Origin of the sequence: Stenotrophomonas sp. TWI377, assembly GCF_039674525.1 — a bacterium.
In the GTDB taxonomy this organism is placed as follows: Bacteria; Pseudomonadota; Gammaproteobacteria; order Xanthomonadales; family Xanthomonadaceae; genus Stenotrophomonas.
In genome coordinates, this window is record NZ_JBDJNT010000001.1 from 376,721 (window position 1) to 399,548 (window position 22,828).

Annotated in this window: 14 protein-coding genes; 1 reads left to right on the top strand and 13 read right to left on the bottom strand. The window is 67.7% G+C overall.

Features of this window, described 5'->3' with window-relative positions; genetic code table 11:
- Nucleotides 1–353: 353 nt before the first annotated feature.
- The gene (locus ABE546_RS01630; RefSeq protein WP_346462455.1) at nucleotides 354–2,693 is read left to right on the top strand and encodes an ATP-binding protein; all 2,340 of its coding nucleotides are present in this window, start codon (nucleotides 354–356) and stop codon (nucleotides 2,691–2,693) included.
- A 120-nt stretch (nucleotides 2,694–2,813) separates the two neighbouring features.
- Here ABE546_RS01630 and ABE546_RS01635 read toward each other — a convergent pair whose 3' ends face one another.
- The 13 genes from ABE546_RS01635 to ABE546_RS01695 form a co-directional block, all read right to left on the bottom strand.
- Nucleotides 2,814–6,866, bottom strand: a complete 4,053-nt coding sequence (locus ABE546_RS01635; protein WP_346462457.1) for an ESPR-type extended signal peptide-containing protein — start codon at nucleotides 6,864–6,866, stop codon at nucleotides 2,814–2,816.
- A 69-nt stretch (nucleotides 6,867–6,935) separates the two neighbouring features.
- A complete protein-coding gene (locus ABE546_RS01640; RefSeq protein WP_019184595.1) occupies nucleotides 6,936–7,631 on the bottom strand; it encodes a giant cable pilus chaperone protein in 696 nt (231 codons plus the stop codon).
- Nucleotides 7,632–7,648: 17 nt separating this feature from the next.
- Nucleotides 7,649–8,779 carry a CfaE/CblD family pilus tip adhesin gene (locus tag ABE546_RS01645; protein ID WP_313212172.1) on the bottom strand — a complete coding sequence of 377 codons (1,131 nt, stop codon included), beginning with the start codon at nucleotides 8,777–8,779 and terminating at the stop codon, nucleotides 7,649–7,651.
- Nucleotides 8,776–11,499, bottom strand: a complete 2,724-nt coding sequence (locus ABE546_RS01650) for a TcfC E-set like domain-containing protein (RefSeq protein ID WP_346462459.1) — start codon at nucleotides 11,497–11,499, stop codon at nucleotides 8,776–8,778. Before ABE546_RS01650 ends, ABE546_RS01645 begins: the two co-directional genes overlap by 4 nt.
- A 51-nt stretch (nucleotides 11,500–11,550) precedes the next feature.
- On the bottom strand, nucleotides 11,551–12,054 hold the full coding sequence (locus tag ABE546_RS01655; protein ID WP_070425221.1) for a CS1 type fimbrial major subunit: 504 nt from the start codon (nucleotides 12,052–12,054) through the stop codon (nucleotides 11,551–11,553).
- Nucleotides 12,055–12,318: 264 nt separating this feature from the next.
- Complete coding sequence (locus tag ABE546_RS01660; RefSeq protein ID WP_313212175.1) at nucleotides 12,319–12,948, bottom strand: response regulator transcription factor; 630 nt, start codon at nucleotides 12,946–12,948, stop codon at nucleotides 12,319–12,321.
- Between the two features lie 222 nt (nucleotides 12,949–13,170).
- Nucleotides 13,171–13,941, bottom strand: a complete 771-nt coding sequence (locus ABE546_RS01665) for a 2,3-dihydro-2,3-dihydroxybenzoate dehydrogenase (protein ID WP_313212176.1) — start codon at nucleotides 13,939–13,941, stop codon at nucleotides 13,171–13,173.
- A complete protein-coding gene (locus ABE546_RS01670) occupies nucleotides 13,938–17,849 on the bottom strand; it encodes an amino acid adenylation domain-containing protein (protein WP_346462461.1) in 3,912 nt (1,303 codons plus the stop codon). The genes ABE546_RS01665 and ABE546_RS01670 overlap by 4 nt, the downstream gene beginning before the upstream one ends.
- Nucleotides 17,846–18,097: a phosphopantetheine-binding protein gene (locus tag ABE546_RS01675; protein WP_313212178.1), complete on the bottom strand. Its 252-nt coding sequence runs from the start codon at nucleotides 18,095–18,097 to the stop codon at nucleotides 17,846–17,848. The genes ABE546_RS01670 and ABE546_RS01675 overlap by 4 nt, the downstream gene beginning before the upstream one ends.
- The gene (locus ABE546_RS01680; protein WP_313212179.1) at nucleotides 18,094–18,729 is read right to left on the bottom strand and encodes an isochorismatase family protein; all 636 of its coding nucleotides are present in this window, start codon (nucleotides 18,727–18,729) and stop codon (nucleotides 18,094–18,096) included. Before ABE546_RS01680 ends, ABE546_RS01675 begins: the two co-directional genes overlap by 4 nt.
- A complete protein-coding gene (locus ABE546_RS01685; RefSeq protein WP_346462463.1) occupies nucleotides 18,729–20,381 on the bottom strand; it encodes an AMP-binding protein in 1,653 nt (550 codons plus the stop codon). The genes ABE546_RS01680 and ABE546_RS01685 overlap by 1 nt, the downstream gene beginning before the upstream one ends.
- 16 nt (nucleotides 20,382–20,397) lie before the next feature.
- Nucleotides 20,398–21,576 carry an isochorismate synthase gene (locus ABE546_RS01690; RefSeq protein WP_313211943.1) on the bottom strand — a complete coding sequence of 393 codons (1,179 nt, stop codon included), beginning with the start codon at nucleotides 21,574–21,576 and terminating at the stop codon, nucleotides 20,398–20,400.
- Nucleotides 21,573–22,772, bottom strand: a complete 1,200-nt coding sequence (locus tag ABE546_RS01695; RefSeq protein ID WP_313211944.1) for an MFS transporter — start codon at nucleotides 22,770–22,772, stop codon at nucleotides 21,573–21,575. Before ABE546_RS01695 ends, ABE546_RS01690 begins: the two co-directional genes overlap by 4 nt.
- Nucleotides 22,773–22,828: the final 56 nt, after the last annotated feature.

Consider the following 22,828-nt stretch of genomic DNA (forward strand, 5'->3'; position numbering starts at 1 on the left):
GTGGCGCACACGCAGCAACGCGTGGAACGATCGTGAGGACGGTGCGAGTGTCCAAGGTGATGCAGGCAGCTGACCGATCGCATCGTCGCCAGCTGCGCGATGCACGTTGATGAGCTTCGACTGCCATGCCGATCGAGCCAATCGCCGTGAAGGGCGCGTGGAGGCCTGCGAGACGCACTGCGCAGACCGAGCGCCTCGTGCCGGATACGACACCCCATCGTCGGAAACGCACATTGAGCGCCTCCTGGTGTCGTGCAAGGCTGGATTCGTGGCTGCGCGCACCAGCTTCCACAGCACCGTCGGCGCCTTGCCGGTGCCGTTCTTGTGCGTGGATCGGGTGCGAGCGTACTTACATGAAAAACATCGCGGGTAAACGTCGGGTCGCGTTGCAGGCCAGCCTGCTGGCGACCATCCTCCTCGCCGCCGGGGCGCTGCTGCTTACGCTGTTCCCCGCTCATTCGGATCGGCAGCCGCCCTTCGTGCTGGCCGCCGGCCCGCAGTTGGGCGGCCCGTACGGGCTGGGCGGGCCTTCCTCGCTGGGCGGTGCACGTGCCTACGTGGAGGCGGTGGAGGCACTCTCAGGCATCAAGATCCAGGTGGCCGGCGCCACCACCTTCAGCGACGCACTCGGCCTGCTTGCGCAGCAGGAGGTGGACGGGCTGGCGTTCGCGCTGCCGGGCACCACGGCACTGTTGCCCAGGGCCACGGTGATTTCACCGGTCTTCTATGCCGGCGACTCGGTCCTGCTCACCCGCAGCAGCTCCCCCGTGCGGGCCCTGTCTTCCCTGGAGGGCAAGCGTGTCACCGTGATCGGCAACGGGGAGTACCACGGCTATCTCGCCGCTCACCACCCCGCGATCGAGGTGATTCCTCTGCCTGCCGCGGCAGACATGGTGGCCGCGGTGGACAGCGGCACCGTGGACGCGGCGCTGGGCATGGACGCTATCCTGATTCCGCTCGCACGACGGGGCAACAGCACCACGCTGGCGGTGCATCCGGCCAGCGATGGCCCCTCCGTGCGAATCCGGGTCGCCTCCCATCCTGCGCGTGCCGCCGAGATGGACCGGGCCCATCAGGCGTTCCGCTCGTTGCCACTGGACACCCAGCAGGATCTGGTCGGCCGGTGGATGGATGCCCTGTATCGCTCGCCTCCCACTCTCCATGCCGTCCTCTCTTTCTATCGCACACCGATCATCGTGCTGGTGCTGTCCATCCTTGGTGCGGCCTTCGTGATCATCCAGGCCTACCGCAATGCGCGGGCGACCGCGGCGCTGCAGGCCAGCACGGCGCGCATGTTGACCCTGGTCAATCACGAAGTGCGCAATGGCGTGGCCTCGGTCATTTCCGCCATCGACCTGATTGAATCCACCGTCCCCACCCCGGCCGCCGCGCCCGTGATCGCATCCGCCCGCGCGGCCACCTCTTCCCTGCACCACACCCTGGCCAATGCGCTGGAATTCATGTTCCTGGATCGCCACAGCCATGCACCCGTGGAGTGGCAGCCCGGCGCGGCCACCGTACTGGCCGGCTGCCTGAGCGCATCCCGGCCGGTGGCCGCGGCCAAGGGCACCGCCCTGCTGTTCGATCTCGACCAGCCGGTGCTGGAGCACGCGAGCTGCGACACCCGCGCCCTGCGCCACATCGCCAGCAATCTGATTTCCAACGCCGTGAAGTTCTGCGATGCCGGAACCGTGTCGGTGCGCCTGAGATTCGAGGCGGGCGTGGGCGAGCGCGGCCGGATGGTGCTGCGTGTGAGCGATACCGGCGAAGGCATCAGCGCCGAAGATCTGAACGACATCTTCGGCGCCTTCAGCACCACCCGTGACGGCCGGCAGCGCGGCGGGACCGGGCTGGGGCTGTCCCTGTGTCGCCGCATCGCCACGGCGCAGGGCGGGCAGATCACCGTGCGCAGCCAACCAGGCGTGGGGTCCACCTTCACCGCCACCCTGCCCGCGCAGCGGCGCACGGAGCCGGCGCCGGCCCTGCCCGGCCACCTGTCCGACCACAACGGCCGGCCCGCGCGCGCCCTGGTCATCGAAGACCAGCCACTGATCGCCGACGTCATCAGCCACCGGCTGCGCGAGCGCGGGTTCGAGGTGCGCTGCGCCACCAGTCGCCATGAGGCACTGCAGCAACTGGCGCAGGCCGGCCCCTTCGACCTGATCACCCTGGACGATGCACTGCCGGATGCCAGCGGCCTGGAAACAATCGAGGCGATCCGCGCCCTGGAGCGGACGCGCGCGTGGCTGGGCGCCCGAGTGGTCTCGATCTCGGCATCACCCGACGTCACCCGTCCACTCCGCTACCGGGCCGCGGGCATCGCAGCGACGTTGTGCAAGCCCATCGACTGGCCTGCGTTTGATGTGGCCACGCACTGCACGGCGATGAATCCGGCCAGGGCCCTGCGGCCGGCGGCGGCGACGCCGTTGGATGTGCTGGCGGTGTATCGCACGCAGATCCCCCAGGATGTTGCCGCACTGCGCGAGGCCATCGTGGCCCACGAATGGCGGCGGGCGCTGGGGATGAGCCACCGCATCCGCGGGGCGGCCTCGATGGTCGGGGATGCGGCCACGCTGGTCACGCTGGACCAGATCGACGGCTGCTTGAAGCACCATGCCATCAACGGCGACCCGGGCGCCGCGGACCTGGACGAGATCGACCGCCTGCTGGCGCAGATGGACCCAGGCACCTGAGCCCACGGCGGCGTGGCACCTGCCCGCCCGGGCCCGCACGGCACGACACAAAAAGAAACTCCCCGGTCCGCAATGACGGACCGGGGAGCGCCGGTGTATCCCTGCAATGGGCCGGGAGGATTACCAGCCGATGCCTACACCCAGGCCCACGCTCTGCTCACCGCTGTTGGTGAACGCCCCGTTGAGGCTGAAGGTGGCCGAGCCACGCTCGTTGAGCACCCGCTGATAGCCGACCGCCAGTGCCGACTCGCCATCGCTGTAGCCCACGCCAGCGCCCAGGCGGTTGTACGTCGCCAGGCCCGCCGTGTTCATCGCCATCGCGCTCTGCGCACTGCTCATCGCCGCCATGCGGTTGAAGCGCTTGTCCATCTTGTCCAGGCGGCGTTCGAAATTGCTGATCGCCCCATCGGTGTACTCGTTGGCGCGGGCCAGCATCTTCTCCAGATCGGCGGTGTTCACCTGTGGGGTCGGCGCCGGCGCGTCGGCCGGCGCAGGCGAGCCACCACCATCAGCACTGGCGATGCCGCCACCGGCACGGCCTGCGGAAGCCGCCGCCGGTTCACCCGATGCACCGGCAGGGCCCTCGGCCTCCGGCGCAGCCGGCGGCGTGGGTGCACTGGCCGACGCCAGCGCCCTGCCCTCCGGCGTGGCATCAACGCGCTGCTCCAGCCCATCGATGCGACCGTCCAGGCGCTGCTCCATGGCATGCAGCTGACCGCCGTTGACCGCATCGCGGCTGCCCGGGGCAATCAGGCCGTTGGCCACGTTGCCCAGCACCATGCCGTTGGCGCCGGCGAGGTTGAGCTGGCCCAGACCATCGCTGCGGGTTGCGGGGCTTTCCTGGAACGCCGAGCGCAGTTGGTCTTCGACCCGATCAACCCGGGTGCCAGCGGTGAGCACCGCGCCGTCGAGAACATTAAGGGCGTCTTCAACGTTGTTCTGGCTTCCGCCCTGCATTCTGTAGGTTGGAAGGATAATGTTTCCGCCCGGATCAATGGCCGCCCCCCCTCCCAGTGCTGTTAATGAGTCACCGAGCTGCCCCACAGTGACGGCGTCTTCAGCCCCCCGCCCTCGAGCCAGATTGACGATTCGTCGCTTCCTAGTCAGGTTTCCAACAGAAACCACATTCTCTTCGGTCGCGGTCGATGATGCGCCCAATGCAACTGAATACTCTGCACCCGCCTCAATTCTTGCAAATCCGCCAAGCGCTACGCCTTCATTGCTATGAACCGATGACCCGATACCCAGAGCGAACCCATTTTCGGCAGAGCTATCGACGAACGACGCGCGCCCTAAGGCGACAGATCCCTTTCCTCTAGCTCTAGAGAAAGCTCCTATAGCAGTTGCTCCATCAGTGCCTTCACCAGCCTCAGCGCCATCACCAATGGCTACTGAAAACTCTCCTGCCTTGGCGTCAATACTTTCGTCATCCTGCCCGATAGCTATGTACCTAGCCGTCTCTTCAACCTGTGACAGGCGCTGATTGGTGACGAACAACTGCCCACCGTTCACAGCATCGGTGCTCCCCGCCGAACTGATATCGCCCGCTGCCACGCCGCGTACCTTGCCGCCGTCCATATCGATCGAACCGTCGGCTGCGTAACGGACCACGCCTTCCAGATCGGGATCGAAGTTGTCAAACTCGGTACGCAGGTCATCCAGATCCCGCCGGTTGCCGGCGATACGCGCCTCGTGTCCAGTCAGCTCGGTGGCGTGGCTGGCCAGCAGAGACTGATTCGCAGTGACCTTCTGATCGACGGCGAATACCTGTTTGCCCGTTACTGCATCGGTGCTGGTGCTGCTCAACGTGGCATCAGCCACGTTCACGAGCTTGCGCTTCAGTGTTGCGTTGCCAATGGAGACCTGATTGGTGCCACCGGTCACCGACTTTTCGCCCAATGCCACCGCATTTTCGTGCGTCGCCTTCGCGTTTCCACCCAGTGCAAGCGCGAACTGGCCCGTCGCACCGGAGGCGCTACCGATCGAGATCGCATTGGTGCCAACGGCATTGGCGTTGTTGCCCACGGCAACGGTCGCCACGCCATTGGCCTTGGCGACATTGCCCATGGCCATGGCCAGGTGCCCCGTCGCGGTGGCCTTGTTCGCGTCGCTCACCTCAGCGGCAGTGGCCACTGCGTTGCCCGTGGCGCGAGCTTTGGCGAAGGCGCTGTCCGCGGTCGTCTGCGCAACGTTTGCGCTGGTCTGGGCGTTGGCGGCGGCACTTCGAACCGAGGCCACTTCCGTGTTCGTGGCATTGAGCTGCTTGCCGCTCACCGCTTCGGTGCTGCTGGCGCTGAGCGTGGCTTCAGCAACGCCGGTGACCTTGCGGTTGGCGTTGGACTTGTTGCGCACATCCACCATGGTGCCGGTGTTCTCTCCGCCCAGACGTACGTTGCTGGTGGCCGAGGTCTGACTGACCAGACCGCCGAGCGCATTGGCCTTGGCCAGTGCATTGTCGGCGGCGGTCTTCGCAGCGCCCGCCGTCGTCTGCGCGCTGGTGGCCGTGGTCCGGACCGAGGCCACTTCCACGTTCGTCGCGTTGAGCTGCTTGCCGCTCACCGCTTCGGTGCTGCTGGCGCTGAGCGTGGCTTCAGCGACGCCGGTGACCTTGCGATTGGCGTTGGATTTGTTGCGCACATCCACCATGGTGCCGGTGTTCTCTCCGCCCAAGCGTACGTTGCTGGTGGCCGAGGTCTGACTGACCAGTCCGCCGAGCGCATTGGCCTTGGCCAGTGCATTGTCGGCGGCGGTCTTTGCAGCCCCAGCAGTCGTCTGCGCGCTGGTGGCCGTGGTGCGGACCGAGGCCACTTCCACGTTCGTGGCGTTGAGCTGCTGACCTGTCACCGCATCCGTGCTGCCGGTGCTCAGTACGCCATTAGCGATGTTCTGGATGCGGCGCTTCGTCCCTCCGGCGTTCGCCACGTCGATCACCGTACCGGTGTTCTCCGCGCCCATGCGGATGGCACTGCTGGGTGAACTCTGGGTCACCAGACGTGCTCCCGCTGCGGCCTCATCTGCCGTCCTTTGTGCGCGGGTAACGTTCTCGTTGGTGACAAACAATTGTCCACCCGTCACGGCATGGTCGCTGCCACGGAAAAGGCCGCCGTCCTCCATGCCGACGATACGACGCTTCCGGCTGCTGCTGCCAACGGCGACCTGCCAGTTGCCGGTGGTGACCGAGCCGCTGCCCAGGGCAATGGAGCTCAAATGCTGGGTGTTGGCGCCGCGGCCGATGGCAATCGAATCCTGGGCGAATGCGTCGGTGATCCGGGCGCCCTGCCCGATGGCAATGGAGCCCGTGGCCGCGGTCTGGGCATCGCGACCGACGGCAAGCGACGAGGCTGTCTGCGCTTTCGCCCCCTTGCCCATCGCCAGCGCATTGGCGGCGGTGGCCTGGGCACCACGGCCCATTGCCAAGGCACCTTCTGCGGTTGAGCGGGCCTCGTGCCCGACGGCTACCGCATCGTATTCCGCACGGCTGTTACCGCCCAGCGCTACTGCGCCAGACCACCCGGCCGTGCCTGCATATGCATTGCCACCGATGGCGATCCGGGACACGCCAGCACTGCTGTTGACCGTGTTGGCACCGCTGCCGACGGCAATCGAGTTCTCCGAATAGGCTTTCGCGTTGTTGCCGAGCACCGTGGTGCCGACACCAGACGCTACCGACTGTGCACCAACCGCCGTTGCGTAGCCACCATTGGTGATCTGCACGTTGTAGCCAATGGCAGTGTTGTTGGTCCCCCGGCTGGTGATCACGCTTCCGTAGGCCACAGAGCGGCTGCCGCTCAGCGCTGATCGCGAGCCCAGCACGGTCAGCAGGTCTCCATCAACAGTGGAGTCCCGATAGTAGTGATCTGTCGTCAGCGCGACCTGCCCTATGATCCGCTCAGCCAGCGCGTCTGCGAACGGCGCAGCACCTGCACCGCTGATGGCCGCCCGGCTTCCAAACGCGGCCTGCAATGCCCACGCGTCCAGCACTGGAACATCCACCGACTCATCGACCGAATCCTCCTCGGCAGCCCAGGCACCTGGAGATGACAGGGTAAGCGCCAAGGCGAGTGCACCGGCACCGACCAACTGGCTGGACTTGCCTCTGGCGGCGCTCAGTTCACTGGCCACCACCCAGCATTGCCGTGCGGTGGACCATAGGCGACGGTAGATCTTGTTCATCGAACTCTCCTTAACAGCGATGTCAACAACGCACCCGCCACGGAAATCTGCGTAGCGGGCGTGGAAAAATCAGGGCGTGAGGGTGGTCACGTGTTCCCGATAGCCATCGCGCGTGAGCCGATAGCGCAGCTGCACGGTATGGCCGGGCACCACCGTGAAGGGCAGCGCAAGGGAACTGCCGGGATACAGGCTGTGGGATACGTCATGGGCGGTGCAGCGGCTGCCCTCGCAATCGGCGATGCTGGTGATGCCGAGGCGCAGCGTGCCGTCGTTGTACAGCGCATCGCCCTGCACCCGCGGCTGCACGGTGCCTTCGGCCGGCAGCACATTGACCAGCGCACCCCAGACCAGATTCACACCGATACTGGCCTGCGCACCGTCACCGCCCTCGATGCTGGTTTCCTCGGGCCCACGCACGCCCTCGAAGTAGACGCGGTAGGCTGTCTCGGCCTCCACGGGCTGCAGCGGAATCAACCGGATCAACCGGTTGCCGCCGCCCGCCAGTGCGAACTTCCCGGGTGTGATGGCAATGGCCGCCTCGCCCGGCTCGACCTCCACCTCGTGCTCCTGGTCGCTGGCCGGATCTACGATGCGCCGCAACGAGGCCTGGATGTACTGCGGTTGGGTGGACTGTGAATAGATGCGCATCTGGGTGCTGCGCTTGCCATCCACCGAGGCGCGCATTGGATGCACGGTGAGATTGGCCTGGGCCGGCAATGCCAGCAGCAGCGTCAACGGGATGAGGCAGGCGGCGAGTCGTTTCATGCGGCTTCCTGGGGGGATCAGGGGGTGGTGGTGGGCACACGCAGCTCCACCTGCAGCTCGCCGAAATAAGTGCCGGCCTGCTGGGCGGAAATGGGGACGCGGGGAATATCGAAGGTGATCGGCGTGGGCACACAGAACACCGGCTGGCTCATGCCCGGCAGGATCACCAGCCGCAGCTGGGCGCTGTCGATGCCGTGCAGTTGCTGTTCCACGCCGTTGGGCATCCGCACCGTCGCGCCGCTATGGGCGAGGCTGACGGTGTAGTCCAGGCGCCGCGTGTCGTCGGTACCGCCATCGGTGTGCCAGAGCGAGTAGCCGCTGGGACCAGGGGGATGCCCGCCACGATCGCGAACCGTCACGCCGAGATACTGCGCCTGTGAACCGAGACCGTCGTACAGGCACATCTCCAGCACCGTGCGTCCACCCACGGTCTGCCCGATGGGATCATAGGCAGCGTTGAGCTGTACCAGCGGACTAACGTTGTGAAATGCGGGGAAGTAGATCGAGACGGCGTTTCGATCAGTGATAGTGAAGTCGAAGTTAAAGCGATAGGTCGCGACTGAACCCCCATCAGGTTCGTCATGCAAGGTCATCACTAAAACGGCGTCCCAGTGACCAGCCACCAGCCGAGAAAGCTCGTTCTCCGGCAAGACCAAACCAACGCGTGTTCCAACTGTGGGGTCGCCCCCGCAGGCATCTCCCACTGCTATCCAAGGCGGACGAATGGGTGAAAGCCAGTACGTTCCGCATACACGCGTATCCATCGCGCGATTAATCCACCCGCGCACGCTTATGTTCGTGGTCATGCCCGAGCGCCGTTCCCGCGCTTGAACGGAGATGAGCCCTGCGCCGTCGCCAATGGCGGATATCCCGCTTGTAGGGCACGCACCCGTGGCGGAGTCGCTGGACGACGCGCATGTGAGATGAAGTTGTCCGTACTTCAGTGACCTATCCACGCTGTAACCGAGAACGAATTCCGGAAGCCAGATCGACATGTCCCCAGGCATCGCCGAGCGATCCCACGTCATCACGATGTTCTGCGTGGCACTCACCGGATGGGTTTCCGGCGGCCGCTGCCCCCACGCCTTCGGCATCACCAGCAGCAACGCCAGCACCAGCATCACCGCCCATACGCCACGCCGGTTCATGGCGTACCTCCAGCGGCGGCGGTCTGCGGCACGGCGGCGATCAGCGCCTGTTCCTGCAGCAGGCGGGTGACCCGTGCCTGCTGGCGGATATCGGCGGGCAGCTGGGCCACGCTCAATGGCGCGCACTCCACCTGGCCCACCAGCATCACGACATTGCGGCGCTCGCGAACCTCCAGCGGGCACTGCAGCAGGCTGTCGTCCTGCAGCAGGTACAGCGTGCGTTCGCGGCGCGGGAAATCGGCGACGAAGCCGCCGTTGGCGCCGGTACCGGGCACCGGCGCGTTGAGGATGCGGGCGCCGCGCAGTGGCGCGCCGGCGATGTCGCGGGCGCTGCCGATGAAGGTGTAGGTCACCTCGATCGGTACCGGCACCTGCACCAGCCGGCCGGGAGAGAGGAACAACGGCCGTGCGCCGCCCACCCCGGTCACGCGGATGGCGGCATCGCTGGTCAGCGCGCTGGCATCCTGCACTTCGGCACGGTGGGTCTGGTAGGCCGGCAGCGGCAGCAGGCGGCGCTCGCCCAGCGCCAGGCGCTGCCGGCGCAATCCGCCCACCTGCAGCTCGGCGGCCACGCCGGTCAGTTCCAGGTCGTCGGTGTCATCCACCTGTACGGCCAGGCCGGCCTCGGCGCCCAGGCCGCCGCCCCAGTAGAAGCCACGGCGGCCCAGCGCCAGCCCGGAGCTGTGCGTGGCGCTGTAGGCCATCTCGTTGCCGCCGCGCTGCTGGTAGTGCGCCAAGGTGGCGCCGGTGTGGCCGATGCTGTTCTGCAGCTGGGCACTGAGCGCGGCGCTGTAGCGGTCGTTGTTGTTGCCGCGCACATCCAGCGAGGCCTCACGGTATTGCGTATCCACTTCCTGGCGCACGGTCTGGCCGGCGCTGTAGTTGATGTCCGGCCGCAGGTGCTGCGGCTGCCGGTAGTCGATGCCATAGCGGCGTTGCGAACTACCCCGGTTGCCGCGTTGCAGCCGGGTCAGGCTGACGTTGAGGTAGATGCCGCGGTCGCGACCGACACGCAGGCTGCTGCGCGTATCCTGCTGCCACAGGCCGAGCCGGGTGGACACGCTGAACTCCTGCCAGCGCTGCACGCGGCTGTAGCTGGCCTGCCAGGTGCGGCTGAGCTGCGGCTCGCGCGTGTAGCGCTGCTGCCACGGGGGCAGCAGCGGGTCGAGCCCGGCCATCGGATCGTCGATGTCGCCCGGCAGCAGCGAGCCACGGCCCCAGGTCTGGCGGCGGGTATAGGCCATGTAGGCGCTGCCACCGGCAACCGGCAGCGCAACCGATGCGCTCAGCGAATCGGCGCAGCCCAGGCGGTCGCGCGCATCATCCTCGAACACACAGGCCTTGCCGCGTACCCGCTGCTGATAGAGATTCCACGAGGCGTGGCGGCGATAGGACACCTGATGCTGCTGGCCGCTGCTGCCATCACTGCCCAGCAGGCCGCTGAAGGTGGCACGGATATCCTGGGTGTCGAAGGCATGGCGCAGGTCCACACGCAGTTCGCCATAGCTGAAGCCGCCGAGGTCGGCGACGCCCGCGGTGACCGCCGTGGCGCGGCCCAGTGGCACGCGCAGGCCGGCCATGGCGGCCATCTCGCCGTCGAAGCGGTCGCTGCGGCGCTCGTTGCGGCGGCCGCCCTGCAGGAACCACTGCACGCTGCTGTCGGTCCAGTCGCCGCCCTTATCGAACGGCGCGTCCTCGCTGCGCACCAGCTGGCCATCTTCGTAGACGCGCAGGGTGACGGTGTAGTTGCCGAACGGGAACCGGCGGGTGTCGAGCTGGTTGATGCCGGCCGGCAGGTAAAAGGTCTGCAGCAGGCGCTCGCCATCGAAGGCGTCCACCCGTGCATCGCGCGCCAGCAGCACGGTCAGTGGCAGCGCCTGCACGGCGGCATCGGCATCCACGTAGGCCTGGGTGGTACCCACGCGCAGGCCGGCGAAGCGATCCATCGGCAGCATGCTGAAACTGAAAGTGCCGCCCTGCGGGCTGGACAGGTTCCGGCGGTCCATGCGCCCGGCCTGCAGATAATGCTGCTGGCCCAGGTCATGGCGGTAATAGGCGCTGTCGAACTGGAAATCATCGTGGCGGCGGCCACCGCGGTACTGCTGGCTGTTGAAGTTCCAGTCCACGGCAATGTGGCCACGCTGCAGCACGCCCAGCGCACCCGCGCCTTGGGCGGTCAGTGCCTGGTAGCCGCGGCCGCCACTGAAATTGAGGGTCTGCTGGTGCAGGAACGCGTTCTCGGCGTTGGTGCTGACCTGATGGAAGCGCTCGGCGGCCGGCTCGGCCGCGATCCACTGGCGGGCGACGAACAGGCGCACGGCGCCCTCGCCTTCGTCATACAGGGCACGCACGGTGTTGGAGTCCTCGGGGGGATCGAGATAGCCACAGCCCGCACTGCCCCCGCCATAGCGGCAGGCGAGATGGCTGTTGCGCGGCAACGGCTGCGACAGCGCGGGCAGCAACGCCGCCTGCGCCTCGGGGGAAAGCTCCAGCGCCTGCAGCACCTGTGCCGGATCCTCCAGCTGCACGTGCTCCAGGGTCACGCGCACGGGCGACAGTCCGGCTGAAAGGCCGAACAGACGTACGTCGAGTTGTTCGATCTGGCCTTCGGCCAGTTCCTCGAAACCGACTGGAACGCCACGTGCCGTGGCCAGCGGGGTGGCCAATGACAAGGCAAGCGCGATCGCCAGCCGGGTGATGGCGGGTGCGTGAGCTTTCATGGGGGTTACTACCTGAAGCGGCCGGCCCGGGTGCCGGGCCGGCGCAGGGTGTTACGGGGTGCCGGTCTTCTGCACCATGGCGATGCTGACAATGCCCTCGTACTCGCCTGCCACGGTGATCGGCGCACGGGTGGCCTGGCCGATCTGCAGATCCATCACCACCGAGGCCCCCGGCAGCGCGCCGTCGTAGATATCCGAGGCGAGGAAGTCCTGTGCGGCAACCGTCAGGCGCTTCTTGTTGAGGCTGACTGCCAGCGGGATGGGCGTGCCGCCGCCGCTCCGCAGCACCAGCGACGGATCCGCGGTCAGGCGGACTGCGATGTCCTTGTCTTCATCGTTGGTGTAAATACGCACACGTTCGGTGTGGGCGTTCAAGCCCTGCCCCGGAATATGGGCAAGGGTGATCAGGTCCGGCAAGGCGCTGCCGTCAGCCTTCATCAGCGCCAGCGTGGTGTCCACATTGGTGTAGACCTTGATGTGGGATTCGGCGGCGTTGGCCGACAGCGAGACGGTGGCCAGCGCGGCGGCCAGGGACAGCTTCCTGAGCAGAGTCATTGCGATCTTTCCTTGCGTAATAAGTAATGAGACTGACCGCAGGCAAGGGAGGCCGAACGTCGGCGCCTGCGGACAGGACGCAACAGTAAAGATGCAAGCTGCGTTGCACCATGCAACAACTTGACAAAAATGGAATGCGTGCAGCATTGGACGATCGACTGGAAAAATGGGTGCAACCGCGTGCGCCGATCGCCCGCAGATCGACAGTGTCGCCGGGTCTCATCAGCGGCATTCCGGATGCACACCTGCTGCCACAACAGCGGCTCACTGCCCGCCGGGAGACAATCCAATGGACTTTGCGTAGTCGAGCAGCTCATAGTCCGAGCGCAGGCCCAGCCGACGCATCGCCGCGCCTTTCTGGCGGCTGATGGTACTGATCGTTCGCCGGTGCACATCGGCGATTTCCTTGACACTCAGCCCGTGCGCGAGCAGCCGGATGACTTCGCTCTCGCGCGAGCTGGGCCCGGTGCGGTTGCGACCGGAGCGCAAGCGTTGGGCAAGATCGCCGGAGAAATAGCTACGGCCGCCGAGGACGCAGTCCACTGCGGCCAGCAGGTCGGACAGGCCGCCGGTTTTCTCCAGGATGCCCTCCACGCCCAGCCGCACCACCGCTCGAAGCACCTGCAGGTTGGCGAAGGAGGTGACGACGATCAAGCGCACATGGCCGTGATCACGGCGGATGCTCTCCAGCATGCGCACGCCATCGGGGCGACCACCCCACGGCATGGACAGGTCGGTGATGACCAGGTCGCACGTCTTTTCCGCCAGCAGGGCTTCGAGTTGCCCGGGATCCGCTGCTTCGCCGATGACCCGTACCCCGGGGTGCCGGGCGAGCAGGCACTGGAGGCCCACGCGTACCACTGGATGATCGTCCGCAATCAGTATGTTTTTCATGCAAGAGCCCGTGAATTGAAGTTACACGCGCACGGCGCATGGCCTCGCCACACTGGGCGATGACGAATACGTTCTGAAACTCTCGCTCAACGGCCTGCCGGCAGGAACGCGGCAGGCCGTTGTGATTGTTTCGGGTGAACCTTAGGCGAAGCGCTGCACCCCAAACTATGAATCAACTTGCATAAACGTGAATCTGCGGCGTAGTTCCGTTCTGGCCGCCGTTCAACCGCGCAGCGTTGCGCCACCGTCGACGTAGAGATCGCTCATCGCGATATGACCGGCCTGGTCGGAGAGAAGAAACATGACCCCGTACACGATGTCATTCGGGCGAGCGATTTTCTGCAGGGGAATGCCTACCTTGTATGTTTCCAAACTCCCTTCAATCACGCGCTGCTCGCCCTCGGGTCCGGCCCACATCCCGGTCTGCATCGGGGTCAGGGTTGAGCCGGGCGCCACGATGTTGCAGCGGATGCCGAGCGGTGCCAGTTCCAGGCCGAGGCAACGGGTAAACATGGTCGCGGCCGCTTTGGATGCGGCATAGGCGGCCATGCCGTGCCGGGGTACGCCCGCGGCATTGGAGCTGACCGTGACGATGGCGCCTTTCCGCCGCGGCGACATCACCCGTGCGACGGCACGCGAGACGTGGAACACGCCATCGGTATTGACCGCGAAGACGCGGCGCCATTGCGCGTCATCCGTCTCCACGACCGTACCGGTCTGCAGGACACCGGCCACATTGATGGCAAAGCCGATCGCACCGATCCTGGCTTCGATCCAGGTAACCAGTGCCTCCACCGCAACTGGATCACTCACGTCGAGCGCGCAGGCGTGGATGCGCGGCTGCCCTGCCCGCGCGGCGAACACGGGGGCCTCAAGATCCGTCGCGATCACGGTGCAGCCGCTGTCGTGAAGGTGCTCGGCCAGTGCCGCGCCAATGCCGCCGCCCGCGCCAGTGACCAAGGCGATGGTGCCGTCGAATCCGGTGAGTTTCATGCGGGTGTCCTGATCGTTTCAGAGCGCTGAAGCTGCGCATCGAGCCATGGCGCGATCTGCGCCACGGCATCGCGGCCGGTGAGTTCAGCGTGCAGGAAAGGAAGTTCAATCGCTTCGACGCTGGCGGCATGCGCCTGCCACAGGGCCGATTGCAGCTGCGGGCGGTCGAGATGGTCGCGGCCGGCACGGACGTGCAGCAGCGGACCGTCGTAACGTGTGTGGTGATGGGCGCGGATCAGCCGGTTGGTGCCGGTGACCGCACGCACCACGCCATCGAGGACCACATCGGGGAGGTTGCCCAGCGCGCTGTCGCCCCGGCGCAGGAACGCCAGGATCCGCTCACGGCTGTCCAGCTCGGGATGCGCCTCCGGGTCATGGCCGGCGATGGCCAGCAGGGCGCGCAGCGCGGCGATCGGGTCCGGCTCGGGTTCGGCACGCCAGCACTCGCTGGGATAGGCATCCAGCAGCGCCAGTACCCCGACCTCGTGGCCGAGCGCGCGCAGGTGCACCGCCATCGCCTGGGCAAGGATGCCGCCGACCGACCAGCCAAGCAGATGCACCGGGCCGGGCCGGCCCAGCGCGAGGATGCGCTCGGCATAGCTGGCCGCCAGTGCCTCGATGCTGGCCGGCAGTGGCTGGGCAGGATCAAGCACGGGCGACTGCAGGCCCTGCACCTCGCGGGCCGGGGCGAGCGCCCGGGCCAGGTCACGATAATTCCAGGCGATACCACCGGCCGGGTGGATCACGAACAGCGGCGCCAGCGCCGGGTCACCCGCGGCCAGCTGGATCATCGGCGCCAGCCCGTGATCGGTAGCCGCTGGCGGTGCGTCGATACGGGCGGCCAGCGCCGCAACCGTGGGGGCAGCGAACACCGCGCCGAGGCCTAGATCGCAGCGCCAGCGCTGCTGGATCGCCAGCAGCAGGTGCACGGCGCCGAGCGAGTCACCGCCCAGGGCGAAAAAGTCGGCGTCGGCACCGACCGCCCTGCCCAGCCCCAGGGTCTCGGCGAACAGCTGCGCCAGCGCCTGTTCGGTGCCGGTGCGCGGCGCCACACCCTCGGATACACGCTGCGCCGGGGCGGGCAGCGCGGCACGATCCAGCTTGCCGTTGGCGGTGACCGGCCAGTGCTCCAGTACAACGAATGCGCTGGGCACCATGTAATCCGGCAGGCGGGTGGCCAGGTGGGTGCGCAGCTCATCCGCCTGCGGGCTGCCCGCATTGAGGTAGGCCACCAGCCGCGGCTCGCCGGGGCGATCTTCGCGCAGCAGGACGTCGGCCCGGCTGACGCCGGGTGCCGTGCGCAGGGCGGCGTCGATCTCGCCAAGTTCGATGCGCAGGCCGCGCAGCTTGATCTGATGATCGTTGCGACCGAGGTATTCCACCGCCCCATCCTCACGCCAGCGCGCCACATCGCCGGTGCGATACAGGCGGTTGCCGGGCACGAAGGGATCGGCCAGGAAGCGCTCGGCGGTGAGGTCGTCGCGGCCGAGGTAGCCGCGCGCCAGCTGCACGCCGCCCAGGTACAGATCTCCTGCGACACCGGGTGGCAGCGGCTGCATCCGCGCATCAAGTACGTACAGCTGCGTATTCCAGACCGGGAAACCGATCGGCACGGGCTGGGAGGCGTCGTCGCGGTTGGCCGGCCACCAGCTCACATCCACGGCAGCTTCGGTCGGCCCATACAGATTGTGCAGCTCGGCCTGGATCGTGGCATGGAAGCGGTCGCGCAAGGCGGCATCCAGCGCTTCGCCACTGGTGAAGACCCGGCGCAGTTGCAGCCCACGGGCCGCTGGCGCGGCCAGGAACGCGGCCAGCATCGACGGCACGAAATGCAGCGTGGTGATCGAGTGCTCGCGGATCAACGCGGCCAGGGCGAGCGGATCGCGGTGCGCCTCGGGCGGTGCGACCACCAGAGTGGCGCCGCTGATCAAGGGCAGGAAGAACTCCCAGACCGAGACATCGAAGGTGGACGGGGTTTTCTGCAGGATGCAATCGTCCGGCTGGATACCGTAATGCGTGCGCATCCATTCCAGGCGATTGACGATGGCGCGGTGCTCGATCAGCACACCCTTGGGCTCGCCCGTGGAGCCGGAGGTGTAGATGACGTAGGCGGCATCGTCCGGCTGCGGCACGGTGCCGAGGGCGCCGTCACTGGCGTGCGGCCACTGCGTCGGCGGGAGCACGGTCATCCCGGGGAACCGGTGGCGGTCCTGCTCCAGCGCCAGTACGCAGACCGGCCCGGCCGAGCGCAGGATCCGCGCCAGGCGCTCATCCGGGTGGGCCAGATCCACCGGCAGATACGCGCCGCCCGCGCGCAGCACGGCGACCAGGGCGATGACCAGTTCAAGCGAGCGCGGCAGTGCCACGACCACCCTCGCCTCGCGGCCGGTGCCCTGCGCCTGCAGGTGCAGCGCCAGCGCCCGGCTGCGTTGCTCCAGCTCGGCGAAGGTCAGCTGCTGCGCGCCGTAGACCACGGCCACGGCGTCGGGCGTGCGCGCCATGCAAGCGGTGATCAGCGCGGCGAGGCTGACCTCGGGCACCGGATGTGCGGTGGCGTTGACCTCGTAGAGATAGCGCTGGGCCTCCTGCGGCGTACACAACGGCACCGAGGCGATGGGGCCACCGGCAGCCTGCACGTCCAGTGCGGCCGACACGAAATGCAGCAGGCGTGCGGCATGGGCCCGCACCTGCGCGCGGGTATACAGCGCCGGGTTGGCCTCGATCTCCAGATCGAGCACGGCGGCGCCATCGCCACGAAAGCCCAGCGTCACGTCGTCAACCGGGCCGGTGGACAGAATCTCCAGTGTCGCGTGCACGCCGTCCAGCTGCAGCGGCCGATAGAACGGCTGCACATTGACCAGCGGGCCATGCAGGCGACGCTGGCCACCGATCAAGCCGAGATCGCGACGCAGTTGTTCACCTCGGTAACGTCCGTGGCGACGGCCGCGCATCAGCCGCAGGGCGACGTCGCGCACGAAGGTGTCCACGCTGCCCTCGCCGGCCGTGACCCGAAGCGGCAACACGTTCATCACCATCGCCGGCACACGGGCCGAGACGCTGCCGAGGCGGCCCATGAAGGGCACGCCGATGATGGCCTCGGCTTCGCCGCTGATCCGGCGGCAGTACTCGGCGCCGAGCGCCGTCAGCAGGTCCGGCCACGGCTGGCCGATCGCGGCCGCGGCACGGTGCAGACGCTCGCGCAGGCCCGGATCAACGGGGTGTACGTGGCGCAGGGCATCCGGCGCGGCGGCAGCGAGACCGGCCTGCAGACCGGTGGCGGCCGGCGCGTCGGCCATGTGCTCATGCCAGTACGCTGCGTCGCGCGTGCGGCGCTCGCCGCCACGGTAGGCGGTGTCTTCATCAAGCGCGGGGGCCAGTGGTGCCAGTGCGGCATGTTGCGGGGTGCCTGCATACAGCGCGCAGACCCGCTCGGTGAGCAGACCCATGCCGTAGCCATCGGTGGCCAGGTGATGCACACGCAGATACCAGACGCTGCGCGCCGGGCCGAGCAGGAACAGGCGCTGCTGACTGAGCCGGTCGCGGGCGGGATCGACGGGGGTGAGCCGGTCACGCCGCATTGCCTCGCACGCGGCGGCGGCCGGGTCCGGCTGATCGCGCAGATCCACCACCTGCACGGTCGGCGCGTGCTGCGGGTCAACCCACTGCTCGGGCAGACCTTGTGCGCTCTCGACGATGCGCAGCGCCAGCGCGTCGGCTTCGCGCGCGGCCTGATCGACCGCGCGGACGAACGCAGCGACCTCAAGCGCACCCTCGATCCACACCGCATGGGCGGTGTTGAACGCCGGATTGTCCGGCGCCAGGCGCTGCGCATACCACAGCCCCGCCTGCGCCTCGCTCAGCCCGCGCACGATGGGCTCGGCCGCACCCGGCACCGCACGGGCATTCATGCGCTGGCCGCAGCCTGTGCCTGCAGGCGTTGCACCACCATCCACCAGCCGCCCAGCGTGGCGTGCTCGGCCAGGTGGCTGAACTCCAGTGCGATGCCGGTGTTGCCCCACGCCAATACCAGTCCCAGCACCCGCATCGAATCCAGCCCGAGGTCCATCAGATTCTCATCGGTGCTGATGTCCTCGGGCGCTTCGCCGATCATCTCGGCGACATCGGCGCGCATGCGCTCCAGGGTAAGTACGGTCATGCCAGTGTCTCCAGCAGGTGATCGGTGGTCATCGCAACGCCGCAGGTACGGGCGATCCAGTGCAGGGCCAGGTCATGATCGGCACGCGAGAAGTCGGCGACGGCATCGGCGGCGATGAAGCTCTCGATGTCGCGCTGGAAGCCCTCGGCGACGGTGGCCGTGCAGCCGATGTGCGCGTACACGCCAGTGACCAGCAGCTGGTCGCGGCCACGGGCGCGCATCATCGTCTCCAGATTGCTGCGCTGGAACGCGCTGTAACGGTGCTTGACCAGCACATGGTCGCCTGGCGCCGGGGCCACGGCCTCGACGATGGCTTCGTGGTCCTCGGTGGCGGACATGCCCGGGCCCCACAGATCGGCCTGCAGGCCACGGTCGCGGCGATCCTGGTTGCCCCGCTGGGCGGTGTAGAACACCGGAATGCCACGGGCGCGGCAATGCACGAGCAGGCGGGCGATGTTGGCCACGGCCGGTGCCAGCGGCGCGGCATCCGGCGCGAAGGCGGCCAGGAAGTAGCGCTGCATGTCATGCACCAGCAGCGCCAGGCGCTCGGTCCGGGGCTGCCAGGCGCCGCGCGGCGTGGGCAGTTCGGCGTGGGTCGGCAGCGGGTACGGTTGGATCCTGGGCAGCGCCATCAGCGCGTTTCTCCTGTCTGTTGCATGAAACGTTCGCGCAGCTGCGCACGCAGCTCGCGGCGGCTGATCTTGCCGACCGCCGTGGTGCCGAAGGCATCGACGAACACGATCTGGTCCGGCACTTTGAACGCGGCCAGGCCGCGGCTGCGCACCCAGGCCTTGAGGCTGGCAGCCTTGGTCGGCTCGCCCTGGGCAATGATGAAGGCGCAGCTGCGCTCGCCAAGGTAGGCGTCGGGAATGGAGACCACCGCCGCATCGAACACGCTCGGGTGCGCCAGCAGATGGTCTTCGATTTCCTCCGCCGAGATCTTCTCGCCCGCACGGTTGATGTGGTCGGTGGCCCTGCCCTGCACCACCAGATAGCCACCGGGGAGGCGCTGCACCCTGTCGCCAGTGCGGTAGAAGCCATCCTCGGTGAAGGCGCGCGCGTTCGCGGCGGGATCGTTGTGATAGCCGCAGATGGTGTACGGGCCGCGGGTAAGCAGATGGCCGGTCTCACCGTCTGCAACCGGGTTGCCGTGGTCGTCGACCACCAGCACTTCGTCGTCTTCGCTGATCGGGCGGCCCTGGGTGGAGACGATGATCTCCTCGCTGTCGTGCAGGCGGGTGTAGTTGACCAGGCCCTCGGCCATGCCGAATACCTGCTGCAGGGTGCAGCCCAGCCCTGCGATCACCCGGCGCGCGGCTTCCGGGACCAGCTTGGCGCCGCCGACCTGCACCACCTGCAGGCTGGAGAGGTCCTGCGTGGTCGTTGCGGCGGCCTGCGCCCACAGCAGCGCCAGCGGCGGTACCAGGCCGACACAGGTCACCCGCTCGCGCGCGATCAGGCCGAACGCGGTCTCCGGGCCGGCGCCCGGGCTCAGCACCACGCGGCCACCGGCGTACAGCGTGCCGAAGAACCCCGGCGAGCTCATCGGGAAGTTGTGCGCGGCAGGCAGCGCCACCAGATAGACGCTGTCCTGGGTGATGCCGCAGATCGCGTTGCTGGCGCGGAAGGAATACAGGTAGTCGTCGTGCGTGCGCGGAATCAGCTTGGACAGACCGGTGCTGCCCCCGGAGATCTGCAGGAACGCAACGGATTGCGGGTCAGGATCCGGCGGCAGCTGTTCGAGATCGCCCGCCAGCACCGCCAGCGCGGTGAACCCGGCCGCGTCACCGGCGATGATGACGTGCTGCACGTCGGGTACCTGCGCCTGCAGTTCGCGCGCAAGGGTGCTGTAATCGAACCCCTCGTAGCTGGAGGCAGCGATATAGGCATTGGCCTCGGCCTTGCGCGCGAAGTGCGCAACCTCGGTGAGGCGATGCGCGGGCAATGCATACACGGGAATCAAACCAGCGCGGAACAACCCGCAGACCACGGTCACGAATTCCGGCACGTTGCCGAGCTGCACCACCACCCGGTCACCCGGGATCAAGCCCTGCGCGAGCAGGCCGGCGCCGATGCGACCGGCCTCCTGCCACAGCTGGGCATAGGTGAGGCGCGTATCGCCGCCGACCACCGCGATATCACCGGCGAAGCGCTCGGCGCGTTCGCGCAGGAAGCCCGGAAAGGTCTCGCCGCGCCAATGGCCGGCCGCGCGATAGCGCGAGACCAGGGCCGGCGGCCATACCTGGCGCAGCGGCACCCGGGAAGAAGAGAAGGATGTGTTCATGGACAGCTCCCGCACATCAGAAAGGACGAACGTCATGGACGCCGAGCGCGGTCAGCAGGGCCATGAACTTGGCAGCCGTTTCGGCCACCTCGAGATCGGGTTGGGACTCGGCGACGATGCCGGCACCGGCATACAGGCGCACCTGCGTGCCCTGCACGCGTGCGCAGCGGATCGCCACGTACCAGTCACCATCGCCCTGCGCCTCGGTCCAGCCGACGGCGCCGGCGTAGAAGCCCCGTGCGACCGGTTCGGCCTGACGGATCAGCGCCAGTGCCTGCGGACGCGGCGTGCCGCAGACCGCCGGGGTGGGATGCAGCAGCGCGACCAGGGCGGCCGAGGACACCGAGGCATCCTTCAGCGTGCCGTGGATGCGGGTCCCGAGATGCCACATGGTGGCGGTGGCGTGCAGTGTCGGGCGCGGCTGTGCCTCGACGTGATGGCACAGCGGGGCCAACGCGGCCACGATGGCCTCGACCACATGGCGGTGCTCGTCATGGTCCTTGGCCGACGCCAGCAGCGTCTGCGCGGCGCGTGCATCCTCGGCGGGATCGGCCGAACGACGCGCTGAGCCGGCCAGTGGATGCGAGAGCACACGATCACCGCGCTTGGAGACCAGCAGCTCCGGGGTGGCGCCGACCAGCCAGGCCGGATCGGCGGCGCCCGCTGCGGGTACCGGCACCACGTAAGTCGCCACGCTGGGGTCTTTCCCCAGGCGCGCGGCCAGCACGCGCGGATGCAGCGGCTGCGCGGTGGTGACCCGCAGGCTGCGTGCAAGCACGACTTTTTCCAACGGGCTGTCGGTGCGCTGCAGTTCCGTGACTGCGGTCGCCACCGCCTCTGCATAGGCCTCCGCGGATGGCTCGGCGAGCACATCGCCGACCAGCGTCGGTGTTTCCACGTGGATCACCGTGGGGTGGCCAGTCACTTGATCCGGCTGATAGAGCGCATCGCCCTGCTCGGGATCAAACGGCACCGCCCCCACCAACAGGCGCGGGCCGGAGCGCGGCGCGGCGAAGAACGCGGCGACGCGCTCGGCCAAGGTGGCGGTGGCACCGGACGGCAGCCGCGCACGCACACCGTGCGCTTCCATCGCCTGCTGCGGGCTGCGCAGCAGGAAGTACGGGGCGTCGGCCGCATCAACGGTGGCGGTCTCGGCCAGCGCATCGACCACGCCGCTGGCGAGCATCTCGTTCATGCCGCACCCCGCGCGCGATGCAGCGCGGCAGAGAGCGCCAGGATCAGCAGCACCGCGCCCACCAGCAGGTACGGTGCGCTCGGCGACCACCGATACAGCAGCGTACCGATCATCGGCCCGACCACCATGCCCATGCCCTGCACCGAGGCGACCGTACCTGCGGCAGCGCCCTGCTCGTGCGCCTCCACCGAATCGGCCGCCAGCGCCTGGAAATTGGGGAACACGAACCCCATGCCGAACGCGGCGATCGCATAACCGGCCAGCAGCTGCCACGGCACGCTGACCAGCGCGACCGACGCAAAGCCCAGCCCGGAGATCAGCGCGCCGACCAGGATCCAGCGCGTCGGGCGGATGTCCTTGAGCTTCATCACCAGGCCCTGCGCGAAGATCAGGCCGACGCCGACGGCGGTCAGGGCCAGCCCGGCCATGCGTGCGCCGTCTGCCGGGGAGAGCTGCAGGCGGTCAATCGCGAAGAAGCCGACCGTCACCTGCGCGATGGTCACCGAGATCATCGCGGCGAAGACCGCCAGCAACGGCAGGCGCAGGCGCGCATCGCCCAGGCCCAGCGTCGGTTTGGGGCCGGTGTGCGTCGGCGCGACGGGCGGCGTGTTCGGTAGTCGCCACCAGATCATCAACAGCGACAGCAGCGGCAGCAACGCGGCGACATACAGCGTGAGCGAGAGATTCTGGTAGGCGATCCAACCGGCAGCGGCCGGACCCAGCACCATGCCCAGCGCATTGGCCGTGCCAAGCTTGGCCATCACGCTGCCGCGCTGCCCCGGGGCGGCCTGGTCGGCGATGATGGCCGCAGCGGTTGGCGGGACGGCGGCGTAGAACAGCCCGACCAGGGCACGCGTGCCGACCAGTGCCAGCACGGATATCCAGACCGCCGGCGGCGAGGTCAGCGCCACATCCACGAACACCGCCAGCGCTACATAGATTACGGCATAGGCCGCCAGTGCGATCAGCAGCACGCGCTTGCGCCCGACGCGATCGCTGAGTGCACCCCAGCGACGTGCCGACAGCATCCACAACACACCCGCCGCGGTGACCGAGAGGCCAGCGTGCCACTCGGCCAGGCCCAACACCCGCACCACCGGGCCGATCACGGACACGAACGCCATCATCGCCATGGTGCCGAGCAGCGCGGCGGAAACGAGGGCGGGCAAACCGGAAACGACAGGACGTGAAGACATTGAACACCACAGCCAATAAGAAGTTGAACCACGCGGTGCGCTGACGCGCGCGGTTC